This is a genomic window from Streptomyces sp. NBC_01381 (assembly GCF_026340305.1).
Lineage (GTDB): Bacteria > Actinomycetota > Actinomycetes > Streptomycetales > Streptomycetaceae > Streptomyces.
This window is the reverse complement of record NZ_JAPEPI010000002.1, coordinates 3,580,721-3,603,617: the sequence shown is the minus strand read 5'-3', so window position 1 is coordinate 3,603,617 and position 22,897 is coordinate 3,580,721. Positions and strand designations below refer to the sequence as shown.

The following is a 22,897-nucleotide window of genomic DNA, read 5'->3' as shown; positions in this document are numbered from 1 at the left end:
GCTACCGCGCCTCCTGGTCGTTGTCCGGGCCGCGCGCGGCCCGTACCGGCAGCCGCTCCGTCCGCCGTTGGCCCGTCCCGTTCTGCCGGGCCGGTATCTCGCTCCGGCCGCGCAGCGCGGTGTACTGCCCGTCCCACAGCGTGCCGTCGGTCCTGTCCCGCGGATCGGGGTCGACGAGCACCACACCGATCACCTCGATGCGCTGGTCCGCGAGCTGCCGCGCCACGGTGTGCAGCCATGCGGCGCTGCCGTGCCCGGCGCGCACGACGAGCACGGTCCGGGTGCCGAGGTACTGGAGGTCGGTCCACGCCGTACCGGGCGCCACCGAGCCGACGCCGATCCTGCGCTCCTGCCGCGGCACGGTCCCGGCACGCTCGCCGCCGACCACGGTCGGGCCTCCCGACCTCTGGCGTTTGGCGAGTTGGGGGCCCGGCAGACCGTCGACGACGGTCACAGGACCGTCCGCCCCCAGTGCCGCCGCGACGTCCAGAGCGAGCACGCTCGTACTGCGCGCGCAGCCCAGTTCAAGCAGCGAGAGTGGTTCCGCTTCCGCGGAGCCGCGCACGGTGCGGACGAGGGTCCCGGTGAGCCGTTCGCGTGCCACCCGGGTCCGTCGGCGCCGCCACAACTTGCCCGACCGGTGGGGCAGTTCCGCGATGACAGAGGCGCCCAGGTTCGCCGCGATGTCCCGGCGCAGCACCGGGCGGTCCGCCACCACGGTGCGGACCGCGGCGATCGCGAGCCCGAGGACGAGCCCGAGGACGAGCCCGATCGCGGCGTTGGTGGCAGCGGCCTTGGGCAGCGAGTTCCGCACCGGGCGCGCGGCGTCCACGATCTGCGTGCCGGCGATGACCTTGGGTGTGCCGGTGCGCGCCTCCGCGGCGCGCTGGTCGAAGTCGGCGATCCGCGAGGTGAGTTCCGCGCGGCGGGCGAAGAGCGACTCGACGCTCGCCGACTCCTTGGGGTCGCTCTCCGTCTCCGGCGCCCGGTCTCCGATCTCCACGTTGACCTCGGCGAGTTCGCCCCGCATGCGGTCACGCTGGTCGAGGAGGGCCTTGGCCTCGGCCTTCGCGGTTTCCCGCATCCGGCGCACATGGTCGGCGACGAACGCGTCGGCCAGCGCCTCGGCCCGGGCCACCGCATCCGCGTCGCTGTCGCCCGTCACATCGATCTGCAGCAGGTTGTTGGTCAAGCCGGTGCCCCGGTACTCCCCCATGAAGTCCTCCGGGGCGTCCGAGGACTTGAGCGACCGCAGGGCCTTGTCGGCGATCCGCGTGGTCTCCAATACGGCGACGTCGGTGCGGATCAGCGTTCCCATGTCGTTGGGCTGGTCCTCGGCATGCGCGACAAGGACCTTCGTCTGCGCGCTCGGTGGCGGCGGCATCAGGACCGCCACCGCCACGCCTGCCAGCATTCCCAGGAGCGCCAGGGAGCACCAGAGGCGGCGGCGCCGGCGCACCGACACCACCAGCGCCTGCAGGTCGAAGAGCGGAGTGGCCGCCGACGACTCATTGGTCGTGCTCGTCGTCACGTCGAACCTCCCGTCGCGTTGCCACGCGCCGCGAGCGCCGGAGCGGCGTGGTCCGCCGGATGGTCGGCAGACCGCGTCGGACGGGCCCGCACCGGTCCTGCGACGACGAATCCGACGACGTCATGCCCGCCGTCCGCGCACGCCTCGGCGATGCCTCCGGCCTCCTGCGCGGTCCAGCGTCCCGCGCTGAGGACGACCAGGGCACCGGATTCCGTGCCGCGGTCCGGCACCGTCGGCCGGTCGACCGAGACCTCCACCACGCGCAGCGTGGGGTATCCCCTGCCCGCAGAGCTTGCGGAAGGATCGCCCCCGGCCTCGGCGGCGAGTTGCCCGGCGGCCCGGAGTGCGATCTCGTCGCCGTCCGGCACGACGACCAACATCCGCCGGGAACCCGGCAGTTGGTTCCGGAGGCGGGCGCAGACCCGCCGGTAGCGGATCCGTCTGCCGGCCTCGTCGCCGGACCGCTGCGGGGTCGGCAGGTCCCACCGGGTGTCGACGCCGAGGAGCCGGCGGATCCGGGGCCACCGGCCACGGTCCTGCGGCCGGTGTGCGGACGGTTCATCAGGTACGTCGACGGCGCCGAGGAGCGCCGAGCCGAGCGCCGCGGCGATCTCCGGTTCGGTGCGCAGCCGGCGGTTCATCCGTGCGGCGGTGAGATGGCCGATGACCGCGGTCAGGAAGAACAGCAGCGCCCCGGCGACGATGAGCTGCGTCCGAGTCGGCGGTGCCTCGCCGGACGGCCGGGCCGCCGGTCCCATGACGACCATGCCGGCCCTGTCGCTCGCCGGGTCGGCCTGTTCCAGCTTCGTCATGGCCTCCTCCAGCGAGGTGCGCAGCTTCTCAAGGCCGGTGCGCGCCTGCACGCTCTCCACGGTCCGTCCCGGGTCGGCCGCTTCGGCCAGGTCGGTGATGCGGCGGTTGGTCTCCTGGACCTTCTTCCGCAGCGCCTCGGGCCCTGTGGCGGCGGCTTCGGAGTCGGTGCCGCCGCCCGAGATCCGCGCGGCGAACGTGACGAATTCCTTGGCCACTTGGTCGGAGAGCCGCTGCGCGCGCTCCGGGGTCTCGGCCGTACCGGAGATCTTGATGATGTTCCCGTCGGCGGCCTTGGCGGTCACGCTGTCCCGCAGCTCGTCGCCGCTGACGCCGCTCCAGCGGAGTTCGGCGGCCACGCGATCGGCGACCGACGAACTGGTCGCGATGTCCACCTGGGTGAGCAGCTCGCGCTCTTCCCACTGTCCGGGCAGCAGTACGGATGCCGACGCCGTGTAGCGCGGCGGAAACAGCAGCACCGATGCGCCGTGGCCGACGAGCGCGCCGACCACGGTGAGGACGGCGAGAAGCCGCCAGCGCCGGCGGAGAATCCGCCCGATGGTGACCAGGCGGATCGTGTCTTCGTTCAACGCCGCCGCCTCTTCCCTGTTCGGACCGTCCTGCCCGTCGGCCCCGGGTCATGGTCACCGCAGGCAACGGCGTACGCGGCGAGCAGCGACGCCTGCGAGTTCCGCCAGGAGAGCGGCCCGCCGATCCGCTCCTGGCCGATCTTGCCCATCCGGGCGCGCTGCTCCGGATCGTCGAGGAGCAGCGCGATGAGCCCGGCGAATGCGGCCTCGTCGTTGGCGGGCGCGTAGAGGGCGGCGTCACCGGCGGAGACGCGCGCCTCGCGGAGGTCGAACGAGACGACCGGCCGGCCCATCGCCATGTACTCCAGGACCTTGTTCATGGTCGACACGTCGTTGAGCGGATTGCGCGGGTCGGGGGACAAGCACGCGTCCGCGGTGGAGAGGTAGCGCACCAGGTCGGCGTCCGGGATGCGCCCGGTGAACTGCACCTGGTCACCGAGCCCGAGCCGCCGGGACAGCTCCACCATCGCGTCGAAGGCGTCGCCGGAGCCGATGAACACCGCGTGCCAGTCGGTCCGCCCCATCTCGTCGCGCAGCTTCGCGAGGGCCCGCAGGGCGTAGTCGACGCCGTCCTGAGGTCCCATGACGCCGAGGTAGCACAGCAGATGAGGCTTGCCGCGCTTCAACTCCGGCTCGGGCGGCACCGGTTGGAACCGGTCGGTCTGGGGCGCGCTGCGCACCACGAACACGTCCTGCGGCCGCTGACCGCCGCGGCGTATTGCGACGTCGCGGTAGCTCTCGTTGGTGGCGAGGACAACGTCGGCGGCCCGGTAGGTCCGCCGTTCCAGCGCGCATACGGCGCGGTAGAGCAGATCTTCGCCGCGGTCGAACCGGGAGAGGTACAGCTCGGGCACCAGGTCGTGCTGGTCGAAGACGAACCGCGCGCCGCGCCGCTTCAGCCACCGTGCCGCCAGGAACAGCAGGTCGGGCGGGTTGCAGGCGTGCACCACGTGCACCGGTCCGACCTTGCGGGCAAGCCGGGCCGTGTGCCACAACGCCGATCCGTACTCCCGCAGATAGCCGGCCGGTCCCCCGGTGGCCGCGCGCAACGGGTAGCGGTGGATCCGCACCCCGTCGATCACCGCCTCCGGCTCCGTGTCCCTCTTCTCCCCCCGGGGGCATATGACGTGCACTTCCCACCCGGCGTCGCGCAGCGTCGTGCACTCCTGCCACACCCGTCGGTCGAACGGCACCGACAGGTTCTCCACCAGGATCAGCGCGCGCCGGCCTCGCCGGTCGCCGCCGGTTGTTTCATCGAACGATGTGTCACCAAGCAAGGCCCACGTACCCCGGTTCGGTCCGACGCGCATCGGCGTCGGGAAGGTGGATGAGGTCGACGATCACCGGGCCGTCCCCATGGGGCAGCGCCGCAAGCACGGCAGGGTCGCTGGTCCCGACCAGGCACACCTCGGCGTGTTCGAGCACCTCGCCGACGGAGTCCGCGAGCAGGTGCGCGAGGTGCGGAAGGCGGGTCTCGATGTACTCGCGGTTCGCGCCGATCAGCCGGGAGAGGCTCACGTTGGCGTCGTGGATCCGCAGGTCGTACCCCTTGCCGAAGAGTCTCTCCGCCAGCTCGACGAGCGGGCTCTCGCGGAGGTCGTCGGTGCCGGGTTTGAAGGAGAGACCGAACATTCCAACGCGGCGCTTGCCGGTGCGCTCGACCAGCTCCACCGCGCGTTGCAGATGCGCGGAGTTGGAGGGCAGCACATGGGCGAGGATGGGCACCGAGACGTCGGCCCGCTGCGCCGCGTGGACCAGGCTGCGCAGGTCCTTGGGCAGGCAGGAGCCGCCGAAGGCGAAGCCGGGCCGCAGGTAGGCGGGGCTCACGTTCAGCTTGCGGTCGGCCAGGAACACGTCCATCACCTGGTGCGAGTCGACGCCAAGCGCCTGGCACACCGCGCCCAGTTCGTTCGCGAAGCCGATCTTGAGGCCGTGGAACGCGTTGTCCGCGTACTTGATCGCCTCGGCCGTCGGCAGCGGCACCCGGAACACCTCGCCCGGCAAGCCGTCGTACAGCGCCGCCACCACGTCGCCGCTTGCCGGGTCGAGCTCGCCGATGACGGTCTTGGGCGGGTCGAAGAAGTCCCGCACGCTCGTGCCCTCGCGCAGGAACTCCGGGTTGACCGCAACCCCTACGTCGGCCAAGACCGCCCCGGCCGTGCCACCGACGTACTTCTCCAAGATCGGTACAAGGAGGTTCAGGCAGGTGCCCGGGAGCATGGTGCTGCGGAACACGACGGTGTGCCGCCCGCCCCGCTCGGCAAGCGCGGAGCCGATCTGCTCGGTGACCCGCTCCAGATACGTGGTACACAGGCTGCCGTTGGGCTCCGACGGCGTGCCCACGCAGACCAGGGACACCTCACTGCCCGTGATCGCCTCGCGGACGTCATCGGTGGCGCGTAACGCTCCGGTCCGCACCGCATCGGCGACGAGTTCACCGATCCGCTCCTCGACCACCGGGGCCTTGCCATCGTTGACCAGGTCGACCTTCACCTGGTTCACGTCCACCCCGATGACCTCGTGCCCCATGCCGGCCAGGCACGCGGCCGACACGCAGCCCACGTAGCCGAGCCCGAAAACGCTGACTCTCATGACGCGTTCCTCCCCCAAGGCAGGCCCTTTCGGCCTGCGGTCCGCACGCTGGCGGAACCGTTGAATTGCAGCCCCCCGCGCATCAGTACGCCCCCTGGCCATGGATCACCGCACGCAGCGTCTTCCACAAGATCACCGTGTCCAGGGCGAGCGACCAGTCCTCCACGTACCGCAGGTCGAGGCGGACGGCCTCCTCCCACGGCAGGTCGCTGCGTCCGCTGATCTGCCACAGGCCGGTGAGTCCGGGCTTGACCAGCAACCGCCGCCGGATGTCCGGGCCGTACGCGGCGGACTCCTCCGGCAGCGGTGGCCGCGGACCGACGAGCGACATCGATCCGGTGAGTACGTTGAACAGCTGCGGGAGTTCATCGATCGAGTACCGGCGAAGCACCGCTCCAAGCCGGGTCACCCGCGGATCCCGGCGGAGCTTGAACAGCAGCCCCGCGCCCTCGTTGCGGTCGGTCAGCTCGGCGCGTGCCCGGTGGGCCCCGGCGACCATGGTGCGGAACTTGAGGATGGTGAACTCGCGGCCGTCCTTGCCGACCCTGCGCTGGCGGTAGAACACCCCGCCCCGGCTGTCCACAAGGACGAGCAGTCCGACGAGCACCATCAGCGGCGCGAACAGCATCAGCAGGACCGTCGCGCCCATCCGGTCGACGACCCCTTTGATCGCCCGGCGCCCCCCGGTGAAGGTCGGCATGCTGACCCGCAGCAGCGGGATCCCGAGGACGGCGTCGACGTGCAGCCGCGGTCCCGCCACCTCCATCAGGACGGGGGCCACGACCATCTCGGCGTCGCTGCCTTCGAGGTTCCAGGCAAGCCGCTGCAGCCGGTCCGGTGACCAGTGCGGGTCCGGTGTGACCGCGACGACACGGTAGTAGCCGTCGCGGCGGACATGGTTGGCCACGTCCGCAAGGCTGCCGACGACCGGCACTCCGTCCAGATGGTCGCCCTCAAGGCCGAGACCGTCCGTCGTGCACACCCCGTCCACCCGCCAGCCGAGGTGCGGCAACTTACGGGTGCGGGAGATCAGGTCGCGCACTGTGGCCGGGCTCCCGGCGGCGAGCACCGGCCTCAGGCACCGCCCTTCCTTGCGCTGCTTGTGCAGCCAGAGGCGGAGCAGATACCGCGCGGTCATGGTGACGAGTGCGATCGCGGGGATCGCGACGAAGATCCAGAGTTTGATGTTGCGTGAGGTGAGGGCGATTCCGCCGAGCGCCAGGACGACGGTCGCCGTGAACAGTGAACGTCCGAGCCTGCGGAATTCCTCGGCTCCCTGGCCGAGTACGACCGGAGTCCATGACCGGCTCACCGCAAGCGCGCCCAGCACGAGCAGTTCGGTGCCGAAAGCGAGAATTCCCCACTTCTCGTGCCAGTTGGCCGCGTCCCGGACCCCGAAGAAATTGCCGATCGTGGCCACCACCAAGGCGGTGGCCACGGTGTCGCTGGCGATCACGATACGGCGGTACCGCTGCTCCCAGTCGGTCGCGGGCCTGCTGATCGCCCCATTCGCCAGGCTCCCGTGCGCCGACGAAAAGGGGCCGACTAATCCCCCCTGCCGCACAGAAGCCCCCCGGTCCCCAGTGATTCGACGTGGTCATCGACCAACACCGTTCCTCCCCCTGGGAGGCCCCCCGGCCCCCATACATGCATCCCGTACATCGGTGCTACTTGAGCCACGTCGGTGCTACGTGAGCAACCCGCCCTGGCGGCAGTGGACTCGCATGTCCTTCCAGAACCCCGGGTGCTCCCCGCACCCCAAGCCCCTCTCGGGCTCCAAGAAATGATCAACCCCACGTCCGGCGCCGGAGTCGCAATTGCCGGCTGTCCGCAGCGCCTGACCCATAGATCATTATTTGTCGCCTCGTGTCCCAGCATGTGAAGCACGGTCAATCTAGACCATCGGAGCCCACCTGAAGAGAGCCATGTGTGGAATTTGTGCCCATGATTTGAAGATGGATCACAGATCGATTACCGCTTGCCCGCGACTTGGCGGCAAGGGCACGCCTTGCGACCTGTGATGACGTGAGTTCCCCGGCCTGCCGCACCGGCAATCCGGAGGCGGACACGTCAACGCCAACTGGGCTGTGCTCAGGGCTTCTTCGGCGGAAACTCGCCGGTGACGCGGGCCGGGTCCAGTCCCTCGCGGGGTCTAGAACCCCCGCCGGCTCTCCCGTATCAGGAGTACGAGCAGATATGCCCCGCCGACGCATACGGTGACCGCGCCGGTCGGCAGGGGCACGCCGGGGATCGCATGCTGCGCCGCGATGTCGGCACCGAGCAGCAGGACCGCGCCGACGAGCGCCGAACCGGCGAGGTCGACGGAGGTTCCGTGCCCGGTGAGACGACGGGCGATCTGCGGTGCCGCCAGCGCGACGAAGGCGATGGGGCCCGCCGCGGCGGTGACCGCGGCCGTCGCGGCCACGCCGAGGACGACCAGCATCAGCTTCGTACGCTCGACGGGTACGCCCAGCATCGCCGCCGCGTCGTCGCCCAACTCGAGGCGTCGCATCCGGCGTTGTGCCACCGGGGCCGCCGACGCGACCCCCGCGAGTGCGACGGCGGCCAACGTGATGGCGGGCCAGCCGACGGCGCTCAGCGAGCCCGCACCCCACGCCGCGGCCCGCAGCGCGGTGTCGACATCGGCCTTCACCGAGAACCACGTGTTGACCGAGGACAGCAACGCACCGACCGCGATACCCACGATGATGAGCCGGAAGTCCCGCACACCCCGCCGGAACGCCAGCAGATATACGGCGAGGGCGGTGCCAAGCCCCCCGGCGAGCGCGCCCGCCGCGAGCGCCGCGTAACTGGTCGCCCCCGCAAGGAGCGTGAGGACGACACCGGTGTACGAGCCCGTGGTGAAGCCGATGACATCGGGGCTGCCGAGCGGGTTGCGGGTCAGGGACTGGAAGATCGCGCCGCCCACGGCGAGGGCGGCGCCGAACAGTACGGCGGCGACGATGCGCGGCGCCCGCCACTCCAGGACGACGGTGCGGACGCTGTTCCCGGCCGTGCCCGACAGGACCGCGGTCAGGTCGCCGAGGCTCAGCGGGTAGCTGCCGAGGGTGAAGGCCCACAGGGCCAGCGCGATCAGCGTGACCCACAGCAGCCCGCACACGACGACCGCGCGGCGCGTCACTTTCAGGCTCAGGGGCCCCGCCCTGAGGACGAACACCCCGTTCACAGAGCCCTCGCCCGGCTCGTGCGCACCAGCAGGATCAGTACGGGCGCGCCGATGAGCGGCATCATCACGCCGACCGGCAGCTCGGCGGGGATCACGATCAGCCGGCCCAGGACATCGGCGAGCAGCACGATCGCCGGGGCGAGTACGGCGGAGTAGGCGAGGATCCAGCGCCAGTCGGGCCCGGTGAGCCGGCGCACGGCGTGCGGCACCATGAGGCCGACGAACATCAGCGGGCCCGCCGCGGCCGTCGCCGCACCGCACAGCAGGGCCACCGCGATCACCACACCGCACCGGGTCGCACCGACCCGCAGCCCGAAGGACCGCGCAGCGTCGTCACCGAGGGCGATCGCGTTGAGCGGGCGCGCACAGCAGACGGCGACAAGGAGGCCCGCCAGGACGAAGGGCACGATGGCACCGGCGGTGCCCGTCGGGCGGTCGGTGAGGGTGCCCGCTCCCCAGAACCTCATGCGGTCGAAGGTCTCCGTGTCGATCAGGGCGAGGGTCTGGGAGATGCCGGAGAGCACCGCCGTGAAGGCCACCCCGACCAGGGTGAGCCGCAGCGGCGACGGCCCGCCCCGTCCGCCGCTCGCGGCGAAGTAGACCACCGCGGAACCGGCGACGGCGCCGACGAAGGCGAACGGCAGATACTGCTCGATGCGCGTGACGCCGAAGAGCGCCACGCCCAGGGTGACGGCGAAACCCGCGCCGGCGTTGACGCCGAGTACGCCCGGGTCGGCGAGCGGATTGCGGGTGAGCGCCTGGATGAGCGCTCCCGCCACGCCCAGGGACACACCGACGAGGATGCCGAGCAGTGTGCGGTCCACGCGGGCTTCACTGACCGTGGCGTGGGACACGGAGCCGTCGGGTGCGGTCAGCGCCTGCCACACCACGTCCAGGGGGAGCATCGCCGAGCCGATCGCGACACTGAGCAGCACCGCCACGAGGAGCACGCCGACGGCGCCACCCAGGCCGATGAGCCGGCGCGTCCTGCGACGCGCCGGCCCCGGCGACGCGGACGGGGGTGGCGCGGTCGCCGTCGTGAACGCCTGTGCCATCGAATCTCCCAACCTCCCTGCGCGACCAGTGACCGCGTTCAGTGCCCGCCGAGCGCCCCCACCGCGTCCGCCGAGAGCGCGCTCACCGGCACCCCGGACTCACGGCTCAGCGCGCGCAGCAGGCCGGCCCGGGTCGCGTACCCGGCCGCCCTGGCAGCGGCCTTCAGCTCGCCTCCGCCGCGGAGGTGTTCGACGGCGGCGTTCATCCTGGCCCGGTTGCGCCAGCGCGTGAAGGGCAGTCCGGTCTCGTCGAGGAAGACGCGCTGCACCTGACGGGGGCTCATCCGGTGCTGTGCGGCGAGCTGCTCCAGCGTCGCGGCGGGAGCGCGCAGGGCCTCGCGGGCGAGGGCACGCACCGCCGGATGGGCGGGCAGCACGACCGGGAAGTACTGCCGGGAGATGCCCCTCAGCACCCGTCCCAGCGCCTGGCGGAACGGCTGAACCTGCGCCGTCGTGCTCGGCGCCGCGCCGAGTGTGGTGGTCATGACCTCGATGACCGCGGGCACCGCCCCGAGCGGCTGCACTCGACGTCGGGGCAGGTCACCGGGGTTGAGGAAGGGGCCGAGCGCCATGCCGCCCGGTTCGATCCGCAGCGCGTGCGGCACGCGGGGAGCGAGCCAGACGGCCTCGTGCCGCCGGAGCCGCCACTCCGCACCGTCGGCGGACAGGCGGGCGGTGCCGGTCACCACGTAGACGAGATGCGGCTCTTCGTGCTGATGCGTGTCGTGTCCGAGAAAGCGGATGGCGTTCTCGGCGACCACGGTGCCGAGGGATGTCATCGGCAAGCGTGCCTCCCGTTCATGCGCTGCGTCGTGTCCGTCACCGGCGATGTCGCACTCGGATCGACGCCACGGAACCAGCGAGGTTAGCCTCACCTTACCAACAGCTCGAACTCCTCGGCCTGCCCAGTCACATGAGGTCCCATGTCTGCTCCTGCTCGTCTGCTCGCCTTCGCGCTCGTCGCCGCGCTGGCCCTCACCGGCTGCTCGGCCTCCGGCTCGTCGGGCGACGGGGACAAGTCGTCCGCCGCCAAGACCCGTACGGTCAAGACCGATTACGGCGAGGTGAAGGTGCCGGCCGAGCCCAAGCGTGTGGTCGTGCTGAACCACGCTCTCGCCGGTTACCTGTACGACCTCGACGTGCCGGTGCGCGCCACGATTCCCGAAGACGCCGACGGCAAGGGCAAGTTCTCCCCGTACTGGAAGAAGGAGGCGAAGGAGGACGGCACGACGTTCCTGCCGTGGAGCGTCGACGGCTTCGATCTGGAGGCGATCCTCGCCCTCGAGCCGGACCTCATCGTCGGCGGTGGCGTCGGCTTCCCGCTGTTCCAGGCGGAGAAGGTGTACGACGACCTCTCCGACATCGCGCCCACCGTGCTCGTGGGCAAGAAGCTCGGCGACTGGCGGAGCCAGTTCTCCTTCCTCGCCGACGACGTGTTCGGCAAGGCCGACGTCTACGACAAGCACCTGGCCGCCTACGACAAGCGGATCGCCGAGGTGAAGGAGGCGATCGAGCCGCCGCCCGGCCCCGTGTCCTTCCTCGCCCTCACCGGTGACGGCACCGCCTACGGGCTTGTGGAGAGCGTGGGTCTGCCCACCGAGTTCAAGAAGCTCGGCATCGAGCCGGCGCCGGTCTTCGCCAAGGGCGGTTTCAAGGTGTACGGGCAGGGCGGTGACATGTTCGAGCTGTCGACCGAGAAGGTGGGCCAGACGACCACTCAGCCGTCCGTGTTCGTCATGGGCTTCAACGCCGACACGACCGACGTCGCCACGCTCAAGAAGAACCCCGTCTACGGCGCGCTGCCCGCCTTCAAGAAGAACCACGCCTACGACCTGCCGTACTGGGTACTGCGCGGCGACTACGACGAGTCGATGGCCCTGCTCGACATCATCGAGAAGAAGTTCTCCTGATGGCCGCGCAGCGTGCTTACACGACGCACCCCCTCGTCCTGCGCCGGGTCACGGTGCGCCGCGTCCACGACGTGACGCCCCGGATGCGGCGGGTCGTCCTCGGCGGCGACCGGCTCGCCGCGTTCACCCACGACGGAATCGACCATCCCCCTTTCGCCGCGCCCGGGTTCGACGACCACATCAAGCTGATCCTGGCCGCGGACGGGGACATCCGGGCGGCGCTCCCCGCCCAGTTGCCGCACGGCATCGAGTGGACACCGGCCGAGCACCGGCTGACCCGCGACTACACGCCCCGGCGGGTGGACCTCGACGCGGGCGAACTCCACCTCGACTTCGTCCTGCACGGCGAAGGGCCCGCGGAGTCCTGGGCCGCGTCGGCGCGGGAGGGTGACGAGCTGTGGTTCGTCGGGCCCAAGTCGTCGCTGCGGCTGCCGGACCGTCTTGACTGGATCTTCCTCATCGGGGACGAGACCGCCCTGCCCGCGATCGGCCGCTTCCTCGACGAACGACCGCTGGACGCCACGGCGCACGTCCTGGTGACCGTCTCGGACGAATCGGCACGCCAGGAACTGGCTCTGCGCGACGGCGACACGATCACCTGGGTGGTCGCGGAGCCGGGTGACGCGGCGGCTCTGGACGCGGCCGTCCGCGCGCTGCCGGAGCCGGCGGGCGAGGGATACGCCTGGGCGGCGGCGGAGAGCCGGGCGCTCCTTCCGGTACGCCGGTATCTGCAGCGCGAACGGAAACTCCCGAAGGACCGTCTGAACATCACGGGTTACTGGCACCGCGAGGAGGCCGCCGCGCCGGAGTCGCAGGACACGGCCGCCGCCGTCACCGCCGGTGGCGGGACCCCCTCGCCGCTCCCCTGGCTGGTCGTACGGGCCGCACTGCAGCTCGGCGTCGTCGACGCGGTGGCCGACGCGCCGGGACTGTCACCCGCCGCGCTCGCGACCAGAGTTGGCGTGCCCGGACCGGGGATCGGCGTACTGCTTCCGCTGCTCGCCGCGCACGGCGTGGTCGTGGGCGTCGACGATGGGGCGGGCCTGCGCCTGGGCCCGGCGGGTGAGGAACTCCTGGACGATCACGAGCGCGAGGAGTACACCGGCCACGAGGCCGAGCTGCTGCTCGCCCTCACTCACCTCGCTCCCGCACTCCGGGACGGTACGTCCGCCTGGCGGCTCGCCACGGGCACCTCCCTGCACGACACGGTGACCCACGACGCGGACCGCTACGGCGAACTGGTCGAGGAATGCGAGCAGTTGGTCTTCCTCCTGAACGGACTGACGGCCGACCCTCTTTGGGAGGACGTAGAGACCTGTCTCCTGACCGGGCCGGGCAGCGCCTCGGTGGTCGCCGCTCTCGACGACGCCGGACGGCGGCCTCGGCTGCGGATCGCGGAGGACGACACACCGGCCACGGTCCTGCGCGGACATGTTCCGGCGCCGGAACGCATCGACTGGACGGCAGGTCCCGCCGATGTCGCCGTCGCCGCGAAGGCCCTCGCACACCGCACCGATCACGAGGCGACGCGGCTCCTCACCCAACTCGCCGCCTGGACCGGGACAGCGGTCCTCGTCGAGGCCTCCCGCCCCGACGGCCTGAGCCCGCACGCGACCGAGGCGGCCGTGCGCGCGTACGCCGCGACCGGCAGCCCGCTGCGGGACTCCGCCGCCATCGCCGCCATCGCGGAGCGGGCGGGCTGGCACGTCGACCGGACCATCGCGCTCGGCTGGGGCGCGGAGGCCACGGTCCTGCGCCGGACCTGACATCCCTTGGCCAGGCGTCGGACCAACTCGACTTCTCAGCAGGCGACTGCGCCCAGGAACGCTCTCAGAGGGGAGGGGTGGCTCCCCGTGGAAGGAACCCCGCCGCCACAAGCCCCCCGAGGCCGATGACGGCCAGGACGATCAGGGCGGCCGCGTAAGCGCCGACGGCCGGGTCGGCGACGATGACGGTGCCGGCGATCGCCGTGCCGAGCGCGGAGCCGAGGTTGGACACGCTGCGGGAAAGACCCGAGATCTCGCTCTGCCTGTCCTCGGGGAAGCTCGACTGGACCACGCTGACCGACGGGGTCAGCATGACGCCGAGTCCCAGACCGATCAGGAGCAGACCGGGCACCAGGGCCCAGGGACTCGGCGAACCATGCGCCATGCCCAGCAGGACACCGATTCCGCCGAGGGTGACCGCGAAGCCCACCATGATGAGGGTCCGCTGCGCGTACCGCTTCGCGAGGCGACCGGCTGCGAGCGATGTCACGAGGACACCGGCCGTGGCCGCCGTGAAGATCACCCCGGTACGGATGGCGTCGTATCCGCGCACCACCTGCAGATAGGCGGACACCACGAAGGACACGCCCATGAGCAACAGCCACTGGGTGTGCTGGGTGACGAGGCCGAGATTGGACGTCAGGTCACGGAACAGGCTGGTGGAAAGGAGCGGTTCCACGCCGGAACGCTCCTTGACCTGCGTCCACCGGAAGAACCAGAGCAGCATCAGCGCGCCGGTCAGCAGCAGAGCGGCCATGAGCCAGGCGCTGTTGTCGGCGGTGAGGATTCCCATGACGACGCAGACGAGGCCGACGGCCGAGAGGACCGCGCCGCCGGTGTCGAAGTGGCGGGTCGGGTCCGCGGGCAGCGGGTCCTCGATCCGGCGGGCGAGCAGGATGATCACCACGATCACGAGTGCCTGGAAGACGAAGGCCGCACGCCAGCTCAGCGCCGAACTGATGAGTCCCCCGATCAGCGGGCCCGCGGCGGCGCCGATGCCGCCCAGCGCCATGATGGCTCCGAACGCACGGGCTCGGGAGACGGTGTCCGTGAACAGCAGCGTGGCGAGGATGTACACGGGCGGGATCAGCAGGGCCGTCCCGATGCCCTCCAGAATCGAGTTGCCGAGGATGAGGACGCCGAGGCCGGGTGCGGCAGCGCTGAGCAGGGCGCCGACACCGTACACGGCGAGTCCTGCCATGAGACACCGCTTGCGGCCGTAACGGTCGGTCAGCTTGCCTCCGGGGATCATCAGCGCCGCCATCACGAGCAGGAAGATGGTGATCGCGAGCTGCACGCCTTCCACGGTGGTGTCGAGGTCCTTGCTGATGTCGTTGATCATCACGTTCATGTTGGAACCGGCGAAGCTGCAGATGAATTGAGCAAGGGCGAGCGGCGCGAGCACCTGCCGGGCCGTGCTCGACGCACGCCCTGATCCGCTCGTTCCGGTGGACGTGGGCGGCACGGCCATCACCTCGTCTCCGCTCGTGGTCGTCAAGGCATCGTCGTGAGCCGCCGGGTCCCCGTCGTCACCCTCTGCGGGTGACGACGGATGCCGCCGCCCGGGGGCAGGGTCCTCGGACGACGGTGCGGGTGGCCGCGCCCGGCTCGGATACGGAGGCCCTGCCATGGCCAGCATGACCGCGTCGTACGCGTGGTGACCGTGCGCGGCACACCGCCCGGCGTGCGGACGCTCTCGGGCTACCGCCGGAAGTGGCTCGTCAAGGACGTCGTCGCGGGGGTCGTCCTCACGACTCTGCTGGTGCCGCAGGGAATGGCGTACGCGGAACTGGCCGGCCTGCCTCCGATCACCGGCCTGTACACCTCCGTGCTGTGCCTGCTCGCCTACGCCGTCTTCGGCCCGTCCCGGATCCTGGTGCTCGGTCCCGACTCCTCGCTCGGCCCGATGATCGCGGCGACGATCCTGCCGCTGATTGCCGCCGACGGGGATCCCGAACGGGCCGTCGCTCTCGCCTCGGTGCTCGCGTTGATGGTCGGGGCGATCACACTCCTGGCCGGAGTGGCGAAGCTCGGCTTCATCGCCGACCTGATCTCCAAACCCACCATGATCGGCTACATGAACGGCCTGGCCCTGACCATCCTGATCGGCCAGTTGCCGAAGCTGTTCGGCTTCAGTACGGACGCCGACGGGCTGCTCGGTGAGGTGGCCGACTTCGCGAGCGGTCTGGCCGACGGGGAGACCGTGCCCGCCGCCCTTGCGGTCGGCGCGGGCGGGATCGTGCTGGTCCTGGTCATGCAGCGCTGGCTGGCCAAAGTACCGGCGGTCCTCGTGATGGTGGTCCTCGCGATGGCCGTGTCGGTGCTCTTCGACCTGGGCGAGCATGAGGTGCGGCTCGTGGGTGAACTGCCCGAGGGGCTGCCGCCGTTGACGATCCCCGATGTCCGCCTGGACGACCTGGCCCCGTTGTTCGTCGGAGCGCTCGGCATCGCCCTGGTGTCCCTCGCCGACACCATCTCCAACGCCTCGGCGTTCGCGGCCCGCACGGGTCAGGAGGTGCGGGGCAGCGACGAGATGGTCGCGATCGGCTCCGCGAACCTGGCGGCCGGCCTGTTCCAGGGCTTCCCCGTCAGCACCAGCGGGTCGCGGACGGCGGTGGCCGAGCGTGCGGGAGCCAAGTCCCAGCTCACCGGGGTCGTCGGGGCGGTGCTGATCGTCCTCATGCTGGTCCTGGTCCCGGGTCTCTTCCGCAGCCTGCCGCAGCCCGCGCTCGCCGCCGTGGTCATCACGGCGTCGCTCTCGCTGGCCGACATCGCGGGGACGAGGCGGCTGTGGCACCAGCGCAAGGCCGAGTTCCTGCTGTCCGTCGTGGCCTTCCTCGGCGTGGCCCTGCTCGGCGTGCTGCCCGGCATCGCGGTCGCGGTCGGCCTCTCCATCCTGAACGTCTTCCGGCGCGCCTGGTGGCCGTACATCGCGGTGCTCGGACGGGTGCCCGGCCTGGGGGGCTACCACGACATCCGTTCCTACCCGGAAGCCGAACGCCTGCCGGGCCTGGTGATCCTCCGCTTCGACGCCCCGCTGTTCTTCGCCAACGCCAAGTCCTTCCGGGGCGAGGTGCTGCGCCTCGCCCGCGGTGAGCCGCGGCCGCGCTGGATCCTGATCGCGGCCGAGCCCGTCACCGACGTGGACACCACTGCCGCCGACGTACTGGAGGAGCTGGACCGGACGCTCAACGAGCTGGGCATCAACCTCGTGTTCGCCGAGCTCAAGGATCCCGTACGGCGCAAGGTCGAACGCTACGAGCTGACCCGAACCATCGACCCGCACCACTTCTTCCCCACGGTCGAGGCGGCCGTCGCCGCGTACCGCGAGGAAACCGGTGCGGGCGCGGAACGGACCGCCGGCGGTTCATCCCCTGGGGGTGAACCGGGCGGTCCGACGTGACGGGATGCTCTGAGCGTCCAACTCTCTGAGCCCATCCAAGAGGAGGCCCGGACATGACCGATCAGCGAACCACCTCAGGACAGACCGGCTCCGGCCCGCCGGAGCCCGCGCCCCACATCAGTGTGGCCGCCGTCGGCGGAGTCGTGTTCGCCGTGTGCATCATGGCCATCATCGGCACGTACCACATGATCTCGGGCCTCGCCACGGTCCTCGACCACAACTTCACCCGCCAACAGAGCGACTACGCCTTCGACTTCGACGTGGCCTGGCGGGGCTGGATCGAGATGGTCTCCGGCGTCGTCGTCCTGACGGCGGCGTTCCTGATCTTCAGCGGCCGCACCTGGGCACGCGCCGTCGGCATCGCCGTCGCGGCTGCCAGCGCGCTGGAGAACTTCGTCTTCACCCCGTACCACCCGGCGTGGTCCGCGATCCTCATCTTCCTCGACGTCCTGGTCATCTGGTCGCTGGCGGTGTACGGGCACCGGCAGGCCCACAAGGTCTACGGGGCTCCCCTGTAGGCGAGTCGGCCGAGCAGCCGCCAGTCCAGCGGCGGACGGGCCCGGCGCACGCCCGGCCGCTGCCGGGGCACGAGCACCCGCAGGGCCAGCGGCCGTACCTCGATGCGCACGGGCACGCGCAGGCGCAGGGCCTCACCGTCGACGCCGACGGGAATCCACTCCCGGTCGGCCTCGACCACGACGTCCGTCGCGGTCGTCCGCGTCGTACCGGTGGACCGTCGGCCCCGCAGCAGTCCCGCGGCCTGCGCGGCGCCGGCGATCTTCACCCCGACGCAGCCCAGCTCGCCGCTGTCCAGTCGCGCACGGCGACCGAGGCCCGCGACGTCGCCGGTGCCGTACGGGTTGTTGCTCACCAGGAGGGCTTGCGGCGCGGAGAAGGTGTGCGACCCGGCGTGGGCGGTGAGACATGCGCCTTCGTGCGCAAGAAGCAGGTCGGGAAGCAGCTCCAGGGTGGTGCGGGTCTTCCCGTCACGGTAGGCGGGACTCTGCACGACCTCGGCGTAGGCCCCGAACGACACGTTGTTGACGAACGGCCTGCCGGCCGCGCGGCCGAGGTCGACGTGGAGCTCCACTCCGTCGCGCAGCGCGTCCAGCGCCTTGGCCGGGTCCTCGCGGTCGAGGCCCAGGTCGAGCGCGAAGTGATTGCGGGTTCCTGCCGGGATCACCAGGAAGGGGAGCCCGAGCGAGGCGGCTACGTCGGCGACCAGCGCCTGGGTGCCGTCACCACCGGCCACCCCGAGCAGGTCCGCTCCCTCCGACGCGGCCTTGCGGGCGGCCTCGGCCACGTCGGTCTCCTCCGGACCTTCGAGGAGCAGCACCTCGGCGCCCAGGGCCTCGGCCTTCTCGCGCAGGGCGAACTGGGTGACCTTGCCGCCGCCCGAGCGGGGGTTCATGATCAGGAAGGGGTGACGGGCCTGCGACGCCGGATGCTCCGCCATCGGAGCCATCGCAGCCTTCGCAGCCGTCGAGGAGGAATCCTCCCGCCGGGTGAGGGCGGCGCGGCCGGTGCCGGCCGCGAGCAGCCACAGCGCGCCCGACACCGCGACGACCCACGCCAGGTGGGCCCGGGTGTACGCCAGGACGACCCAGGCCGGGGCCGCGAGCGCGAGGGCCACGGACAGGACCCTCAGCACTCCCCTCCGCGTGAGGATCCACCAGACCGCGGCGACAGTGGCCCACATGCCGATGAGTCCGACGGCCAACAGGCCGAAGGTCCGCAGTCCCGCGAAAACGGCGGGGACGAGCACGGCTCCCCCGGCGGCGGCCAGTGACGCGCGCGCCAGCCATGCTCCTCCCCCCGGACCGCTCAGCTCAGCCACGGCCCGCCTCGAAGGACAAGATGTGGCTGCCCCATGCTTCGAGGTCGGTGTAGAGGCCGGGGGCGAGCAGTTCGTCGCCGTCCCGCTCGTACCGCACCCCGCCCATGAGGTCACTCAACTGCCATACGCTGCCCGCCAGTTCCGGCCACGGCAGCCTGATCATGGCCTGGGCCCGCCGGTCGGACAGATTGACCACGATGACATGCCGGCCCGCTTCGCCCGACCAGCACCACGCGAGCAACGACCGGTGGGTGGGATTGTCGGGCCAGCCGTCGCAGCTCAGGAGTCGCCATTCACCGGTACGCATACGGGTCTTGTGGACGCGCGCGAGGAGCTGCTCGTGGAAGGCCCGCTGGGGGACGTCCGGTGTCTCGTCGGGGCGCCGCGTCAGGAAGACGGGCAGGTGTGTGCGGCGTCCGGTGAACTGGCCCTCGTGCCAGAGCGTGGCGCCTGGCAGGGTGGCGATGAGCGTGGCCGCGGCCCGTTCCTTGGCGGGGCCGAGGGTCTCGGCGGCGCGTGGTTCGTCGTGGTTCTCCAGGAAGCGGACGAGGTGGCGCTGGTAGTCGAGGTCCGCCTGGAGGTGGCCGCGCACCGATTCCGGGCTCTCGTGGACGAGCCGGTCGTAGAGGCGCTTGTCGTAGCAGAAGTCGAAGCCCTGTTCCTTGAGCTCCCATTCGAGGTCCCAGTAGGCCTCGGCGACGAAGGTCATGCCGGGCCGTCGCTCGCGCACGGCGGTGATGACCGTCGGCCAGAAGTCCTGCGGCGGCATCGGTCCGGCCCGCTCACCCCAGGTCCTGCCGAAGACGTCGTTCATCATCAGCATCGCCATGTCGCAGCGGACCCCGTCGCAGATCCCGCCGATGCGCCGCAGCACGTCGGTGGTCCCTTCGCGCAACGAGGTGCTGTACGCGTTGAGTTGGACGACGTCGGGCCAGGGCGCGAAGTAGGGGTCCCGGCCGCGCGCGTACACGGCGCCGCCGGTTTCGTAGTACGCGGCCGGGTCGCGCTCCAGGTCGTCCCGCGTGCCCCGCACGAAGTAGTCGGGGTGCTCGGTGAGCCAGGGGCTGTCCGGTGCCACGTGGTTGGGCACGTAGTCGAGGAGGAGTCCGATGCCGCGCCGGTCGAGTTCCGCCCTCGCCACGGCGAGCCCGTCGGGCCCGCCGATGCGCTCGTCGACTGTGTAGCGGCGGATGCAGTACGGGGATCCGACGATGTCGTCCTCGCCCGCGTCCGGCAGCGCACCGGTGAACGCGGCGCGCAGGGCGGGGTCGGCCAGCGCGATGCCGAGGCCTTCGGGGCTGCGTTCCCACACGCCCATCAGCCAGACGGCGTCGACGCCGTGCGGTGTGATCTCGTCCCAGGCGTCCTTGGACACGTCACCGAGGCCCACAGGCCGGCCGGTGCGGCGCTCCAGCTCCCTCAGCCACACCCAGGTGTTGATCTCGTGGATCACGGGTTGCGGTGGCAGCGCGCTCATGATGCCCGCCCTCCGGGTCGGAAGAGATAGTCATCGGCCGACAGGCGCCCGAAGACGACCATCAGGGTGGCGACCAGGCCGGTCCAGCCGGTCTGGTGGGCGGCGCCGATGCCCGCTCCGTTGTCGCCGTGGAAGTACTCGTGGAAGGAGATCAGGTCCCGCCAGTGCGGATCGCTCTGGAACTTCTCCTGGCCCCCGTAGACCGGGCGGCGCCCGTCGTCGTCGCGCAGGAAGATGCGGCCGAGCCGGTCGGAAATCTCCTTGGCGACTTCGAAGAGGTTCAGCCGGGTGCCGGATCCGGTCGGGCACTCGACGGTGAAGTCTTCGCCGTAGAAGGCGTAGAGGTTGAGCAGGGCTCGGATGACGAGGGCGTTCATCGGGAACCACACCGGGCCCCGCCAGTTGGAGTTGCCGCCGAACATGCCGGAGTCGGACTCCGCGGGGACGTAGCCCACGCGCAGTTCCTCACCGTGCACGTAGAAGGTGTAGGGGTGCTCCGCATGGTGGCGGGACAGGGCCCTGATGCCGTACGGGCTGAGGAACTCCCCCTCGTCGAGGAGGTGGCCGAGGACACGGATCAGCTTCTTCTCGTCGAGGACCGACAGAAGCCGTGCGCCACCCGCCTTGCCCGCCTGCGCCGCCGCGAGGGTCGCGTTCAGGGACGGGTGCCGACGCCCGAACTCCCGCAGGCGTTCGGTGATATGAGGGACGCCCGCGAGCTGGTCGGGCCGGAACACGGTCGACGCGCACAGCGGCAGCAGTCCCACCATGGAACGGACCTTGAGGCGTGTCGCCTGTCCGTCGGGCAGGCGCAGCACGTCGTAGAAGAATCCGTCCTCCTCGTCCCAGAGTTCGTCACCGCGCTCGCCGATACGGTCCATGGACGCGGAGATCCACAGGAAGTGTTCGGCGAACTTGACGATGAGTTCCTCGTACGCGGGTTTCTCCTGGGCGAGTTGGACGGCGATCTGCAGCATGGTCTGGCAGTAGAGCGCCATCCAGGCCGTGCCGTCGGCCTGTTCGAGCCGGCCGCCGGTGGGCAGGGGTGCGCTGCGGTCGAAGACGCCGATGTTGTCGAGGCCGAGGAAGCCGCCCTGGAAGACGTTGTGGCCGTCCGGGTCCTTGCGGTTGACCCACCAGGTGAAGTTGGTGAGCAGCTTCTGGAAGGTGCGTTCCAGGAAGGCGTCGTCGGAGTGGCCCGTCAGGCGCTCCTCGATCATGTGGATGAAGTAGGCGGCCCAGGCGTGGACGGGCGGGTTGACGTCGCCGAAGTTCCACTCGTAGGCGGGGATCTGTCCGTTGGGGTGCAAGTAGGCGTCGTTGAGGAGCAGTTCGAGCTGCTGCTTGGCGAAGCCCGTGTCGACCACGGCGAGCGCCACCGTGTGGAACGCGAGGTCCCAGGCCGCGAACCACGGGTACTCCCACTTGTCCGGCATGGACAGGATGGAGTCGCTGACCATGTGGAACCACTCGCGGTTGCGGACGCCGTGCGCCTCGGGGCTCCACGGATCGAGGCCGTGCTCGGCCAGCCACTGCTCCAGGTCGAAGTAGTAGTACTGCTTGCTCCAGAGCATCCCGGCGAGGGCCTGGCGCAGGACGCGCGCCTCGTCCTCACCCAGCGAGGGCGGGGTCAGGGCGGCGTAGAAGGCGTCGGCCTCCTTGCGGCGGTCCCGCAGCGCGGTGTCGAAGCCGCGGCTCAGGGAGACGTCCGTCCCCGCGGGCGCGAGCCGGAGGCGGACGGACGCCGAGCCGCCCGCGGGCACGGTCAGCGTGTAGTGGGCGGCGGCCTTGGTGCCCGTGCGCTCCGGGTTCACCGCTCCGCTCTCGCCGTCGACGACGCAGCGGCCGATGCCGTCCTTCACGTACGGCGATGCGTTCGCCGAACCGAAGAGCCGCTCGTGGTTCGTCTCGTTCTCGGTGAACAGGAGGGGCACGTCACCTTCGAAGTGCAGTTCGTGGCTGCCGAGTTCACCGTGCGTCGCGCGGATGACCGATGTGCCTTTGCCGCCCGTGACGGCGGTCAGTTCGGGTTTGGGCGCGCCGTCCGTCCAGGACCAGGTGTTGCGGAACCAGAGCGTCGGCAGCAGATGGAGCGGGGCCTCTTGGGGGCCGCGGTTCTCCGCGGTGATCTGGATCAGGATGTCGTCGGGGGTCGCCTTGGCGTATTCGACGGTCACGTCGAAGTAGCGGTCGTCGTCGAAGATCCCGGTGTCGAGCAGTTCGTACTCGAACTCCTCGCGGCCGCGGTCACGGTTGGTGGCGAGGAGATCGTTGTACGGGAACTCGCCCTGCGGGTACTTGTACTGGTAGCGCATGTACGAGTGGGTGGGCGTGCTGTCGACGTAGAAGTAGTACTCCTTGACGTCCTCGCCGTGGTTGCCCTCGCTGTTGGTGAGCCCGAACGCCCGCTCCTTGAGGATCGGATCGTGTCCGTTCCACAGGGCGAGGGCAAGGCAGAGCCGCTGTTTGTCGTCGCTGATGCCGCCGAGGCCGTCCTCGCCCCAGCGGTAGGCGCGGGAGCGCGCGTGGTCGTGCGGGAAGTAGGTCCACGCTTCGCCGTCGTCGCTGTAGTCCTCACGGACCGTGCCCCACTGGCGCTCACTGAGGTACGGGCCCCAGCGCCGCCATGCCGCGCCTTCCTGGCCGGTCAGTGCGGTGCGCTGCTGTTCCGTCCGGGCCTTCCTCTGCGCGTTCATTCGGCGTCCTCCCTGCCGGTCGTCTGCGCCGCCTTCGCGTGTA

The 22,897-nt window shown here is 70.7% G+C and carries 16 protein-coding genes; 4 read left to right on the top strand and 12 right to left on the bottom strand.

What is annotated here, in order from left to right:
• Nucleotide 1: 1 nt before the first annotated feature.
• The 8 genes from OG453_RS37440 to OG453_RS37405 all read right to left on the bottom strand — a co-directional run bounded on the left by OG453_RS37440 (nucleotide 2) and on the right by OG453_RS37405 (nucleotide 10,544).
• Complete coding sequence (locus OG453_RS37440; protein WP_266872989.1) at nucleotides 2-1,531, bottom strand: Wzz/FepE/Etk N-terminal domain-containing protein; 1,530 nt, start codon at nucleotides 1,529-1,531, stop codon at nucleotides 2-4.
• The gene (locus OG453_RS37435; RefSeq protein ID WP_266872988.1) at nucleotides 1,528-2,931 is read right to left on the bottom strand and encodes a Wzz/FepE/Etk N-terminal domain-containing protein; all 1,404 of its coding nucleotides are present in this window, start codon (nucleotides 2,929-2,931) and stop codon (nucleotides 1,528-1,530) included. The genes OG453_RS37440 and OG453_RS37435 overlap by 4 nt, the downstream gene beginning before the upstream one ends.
• A complete protein-coding gene (locus OG453_RS37430; RefSeq protein ID WP_266872987.1) occupies nucleotides 2,928-4,208 on the bottom strand; it encodes a glycosyltransferase family 4 protein in 1,281 nt (426 codons plus the stop codon). The genes OG453_RS37435 and OG453_RS37430 overlap by 4 nt, the downstream gene beginning before the upstream one ends.
• Nucleotides 4,198-5,523 carry a nucleotide sugar dehydrogenase gene (locus OG453_RS37425; RefSeq protein ID WP_266872986.1) on the bottom strand — a complete coding sequence of 442 codons (1,326 nt, stop codon included), beginning with the start codon at nucleotides 5,521-5,523 and terminating at the stop codon, nucleotides 4,198-4,200. Before OG453_RS37425 ends, OG453_RS37430 begins: the two co-directional genes overlap by 11 nt.
• Before the next feature lie 82 nt (nucleotides 5,524-5,605).
• Nucleotides 5,606-7,087 carry a sugar transferase gene (locus tag OG453_RS37420; RefSeq protein WP_266872985.1) on the bottom strand — a complete coding sequence of 494 codons (1,482 nt, stop codon included), beginning with the start codon at nucleotides 7,085-7,087 and terminating at the stop codon, nucleotides 5,606-5,608.
• A gap of 588 nt (nucleotides 7,088-7,675) precedes the next feature.
• Nucleotides 7,676-8,710: an iron chelate uptake ABC transporter family permease subunit gene (locus OG453_RS37415; protein ID WP_266872984.1), complete on the bottom strand. Its 1,035-nt coding sequence runs from the start codon at nucleotides 8,708-8,710 to the stop codon at nucleotides 7,676-7,678.
• The gene (locus OG453_RS37410; protein ID WP_266872983.1) at nucleotides 8,707-9,765 is read right to left on the bottom strand and encodes an iron ABC transporter permease; all 1,059 of its coding nucleotides are present in this window, start codon (nucleotides 9,763-9,765) and stop codon (nucleotides 8,707-8,709) included. The genes OG453_RS37415 and OG453_RS37410 overlap by 4 nt, the downstream gene beginning before the upstream one ends.
• A gap of 38 nt (nucleotides 9,766-9,803) precedes the next feature.
• Nucleotides 9,804-10,544, bottom strand: coding sequence for an AraC family transcriptional regulator (locus OG453_RS37405; RefSeq protein WP_266873272.1), 741 nt, complete (start codon nucleotides 10,542-10,544; stop codon nucleotides 9,804-9,806).
• 144 nt (nucleotides 10,545-10,688) lie between these two features.
• On the opposite strand from OG453_RS37405, the gene OG453_RS37400 reads away from it, so the two are divergent.
• Entirely contained in the window at nucleotides 10,689-11,675 is a 987-nt protein-coding gene (locus tag OG453_RS37400) for an ABC transporter substrate-binding protein (RefSeq protein WP_266872982.1), read from the top strand.
• A complete protein-coding gene (locus tag OG453_RS37395; protein WP_266872981.1) occupies nucleotides 11,675-13,441 on the top strand; it encodes a siderophore-interacting protein in 1,767 nt (588 codons plus the stop codon). The genes OG453_RS37400 and OG453_RS37395 overlap by 1 nt, the downstream gene beginning before the upstream one ends.
• Before the next feature lie 64 nt (nucleotides 13,442-13,505).
• Here the strand turns inward: OG453_RS37395 and OG453_RS37390 are convergent, their stop codons facing one another.
• Complete coding sequence (locus tag OG453_RS37390; protein WP_266873271.1) at nucleotides 13,506-14,912, bottom strand: MFS transporter; 1,407 nt, start codon at nucleotides 14,910-14,912, stop codon at nucleotides 13,506-13,508.
• Between the two features lie 192 nt (nucleotides 14,913-15,104).
• Here OG453_RS37390 and OG453_RS37385 point away from each other — a divergent pair, with 192 nt between their 5' ends.
• A complete protein-coding gene (locus tag OG453_RS37385) occupies nucleotides 15,105-16,844 on the top strand; it encodes a SulP family inorganic anion transporter (protein WP_266873270.1) in 1,740 nt (579 codons plus the stop codon).
• A 53-nt stretch (nucleotides 16,845-16,897) separates the two neighbouring features.
• Entirely contained in the window at nucleotides 16,898-17,362 is a 465-nt protein-coding gene (locus OG453_RS37380) for a hypothetical protein (RefSeq protein ID WP_266872980.1), read from the top strand.
• Here the strand turns inward: OG453_RS37380 and OG453_RS37375 are convergent.
• From OG453_RS37375 to OG453_RS37365, 3 genes are read right to left on the bottom strand one after another with little or no spacing between them, the layout of a single operon-like run.
• A complete protein-coding gene (locus OG453_RS37375; protein ID WP_266872979.1) occupies nucleotides 17,344-18,681 on the bottom strand; it encodes a diacylglycerol kinase family protein in 1,338 nt (445 codons plus the stop codon). The genes OG453_RS37380 and OG453_RS37375 overlap by 19 nt on opposite strands.
• Nucleotides 18,674-20,158 (bottom strand): alpha-amylase family glycosyl hydrolase, encoded by a 1,485-nt coding sequence (locus OG453_RS37370; protein ID WP_266872978.1) that lies wholly within the window; start codon nucleotides 20,156-20,158, stop codon nucleotides 18,674-18,676. The genes OG453_RS37375 and OG453_RS37370 overlap by 8 nt, the downstream gene beginning before the upstream one ends.
• Entirely contained in the window at nucleotides 20,155-22,854 is a 2,700-nt protein-coding gene (locus tag OG453_RS37365; RefSeq protein ID WP_266872977.1) for a glucosidase, read from the bottom strand. The genes OG453_RS37370 and OG453_RS37365 overlap by 4 nt, the downstream gene beginning before the upstream one ends.
• Nucleotides 22,855-22,897: the final 43 nt, after the last annotated feature.

Bases quoted from the DNA above. Each gene is read 5' to 3' on its own strand.
- OG453_RS37370 (WP_266872978.1), bottom strand. From the start codon at position 20,158: ATGAGCGCGCTGCCACCGCAACCCGTGATCCACGAGATCAACACCTGG.
- OG453_RS37390 (WP_266873271.1), bottom strand. From the start codon at position 14,912: ATGGCCGTGCCGCCCACGTCCACCGGAACGAGCGGATCAGGGCGTGCG.
- OG453_RS37405 (WP_266873272.1), bottom strand. From the start codon at position 10,544: ATGACATCCCTCGGCACCGTGGTCGCCGAGAACGCCATCCGCTTTCTC.
- OG453_RS37410 (WP_266872983.1), bottom strand. From the start codon at position 9,765: ATGGCACAGGCGTTCACGACGGCGACCGCGCCACCCCCGTCCGCGTCG.
- OG453_RS37365 (WP_266872977.1), bottom strand. From the start codon at position 22,854: ATGAACGCGCAGAGGAAGGCCCGGACGGAACAGCAGCGCACCGCACTG.
- OG453_RS37395 (WP_266872981.1), top strand. From the start codon at position 11,675: ATGGCCGCGCAGCGTGCTTACACGACGCACCCCCTCGTCCTGCGCCGG.
- OG453_RS37380 (WP_266872980.1), top strand. From the start codon at position 16,898: ATGACCGATCAGCGAACCACCTCAGGACAGACCGGCTCCGGCCCGCCG.
- OG453_RS37425 (WP_266872986.1), bottom strand. From the start codon at position 5,523: ATGAGAGTCAGCGTTTTCGGGCTCGGCTACGTGGGCTGCGTGTCGGCC.
- OG453_RS37400 (WP_266872982.1), top strand. From the start codon at position 10,689: ATGTCTGCTCCTGCTCGTCTGCTCGCCTTCGCGCTCGTCGCCGCGCTG.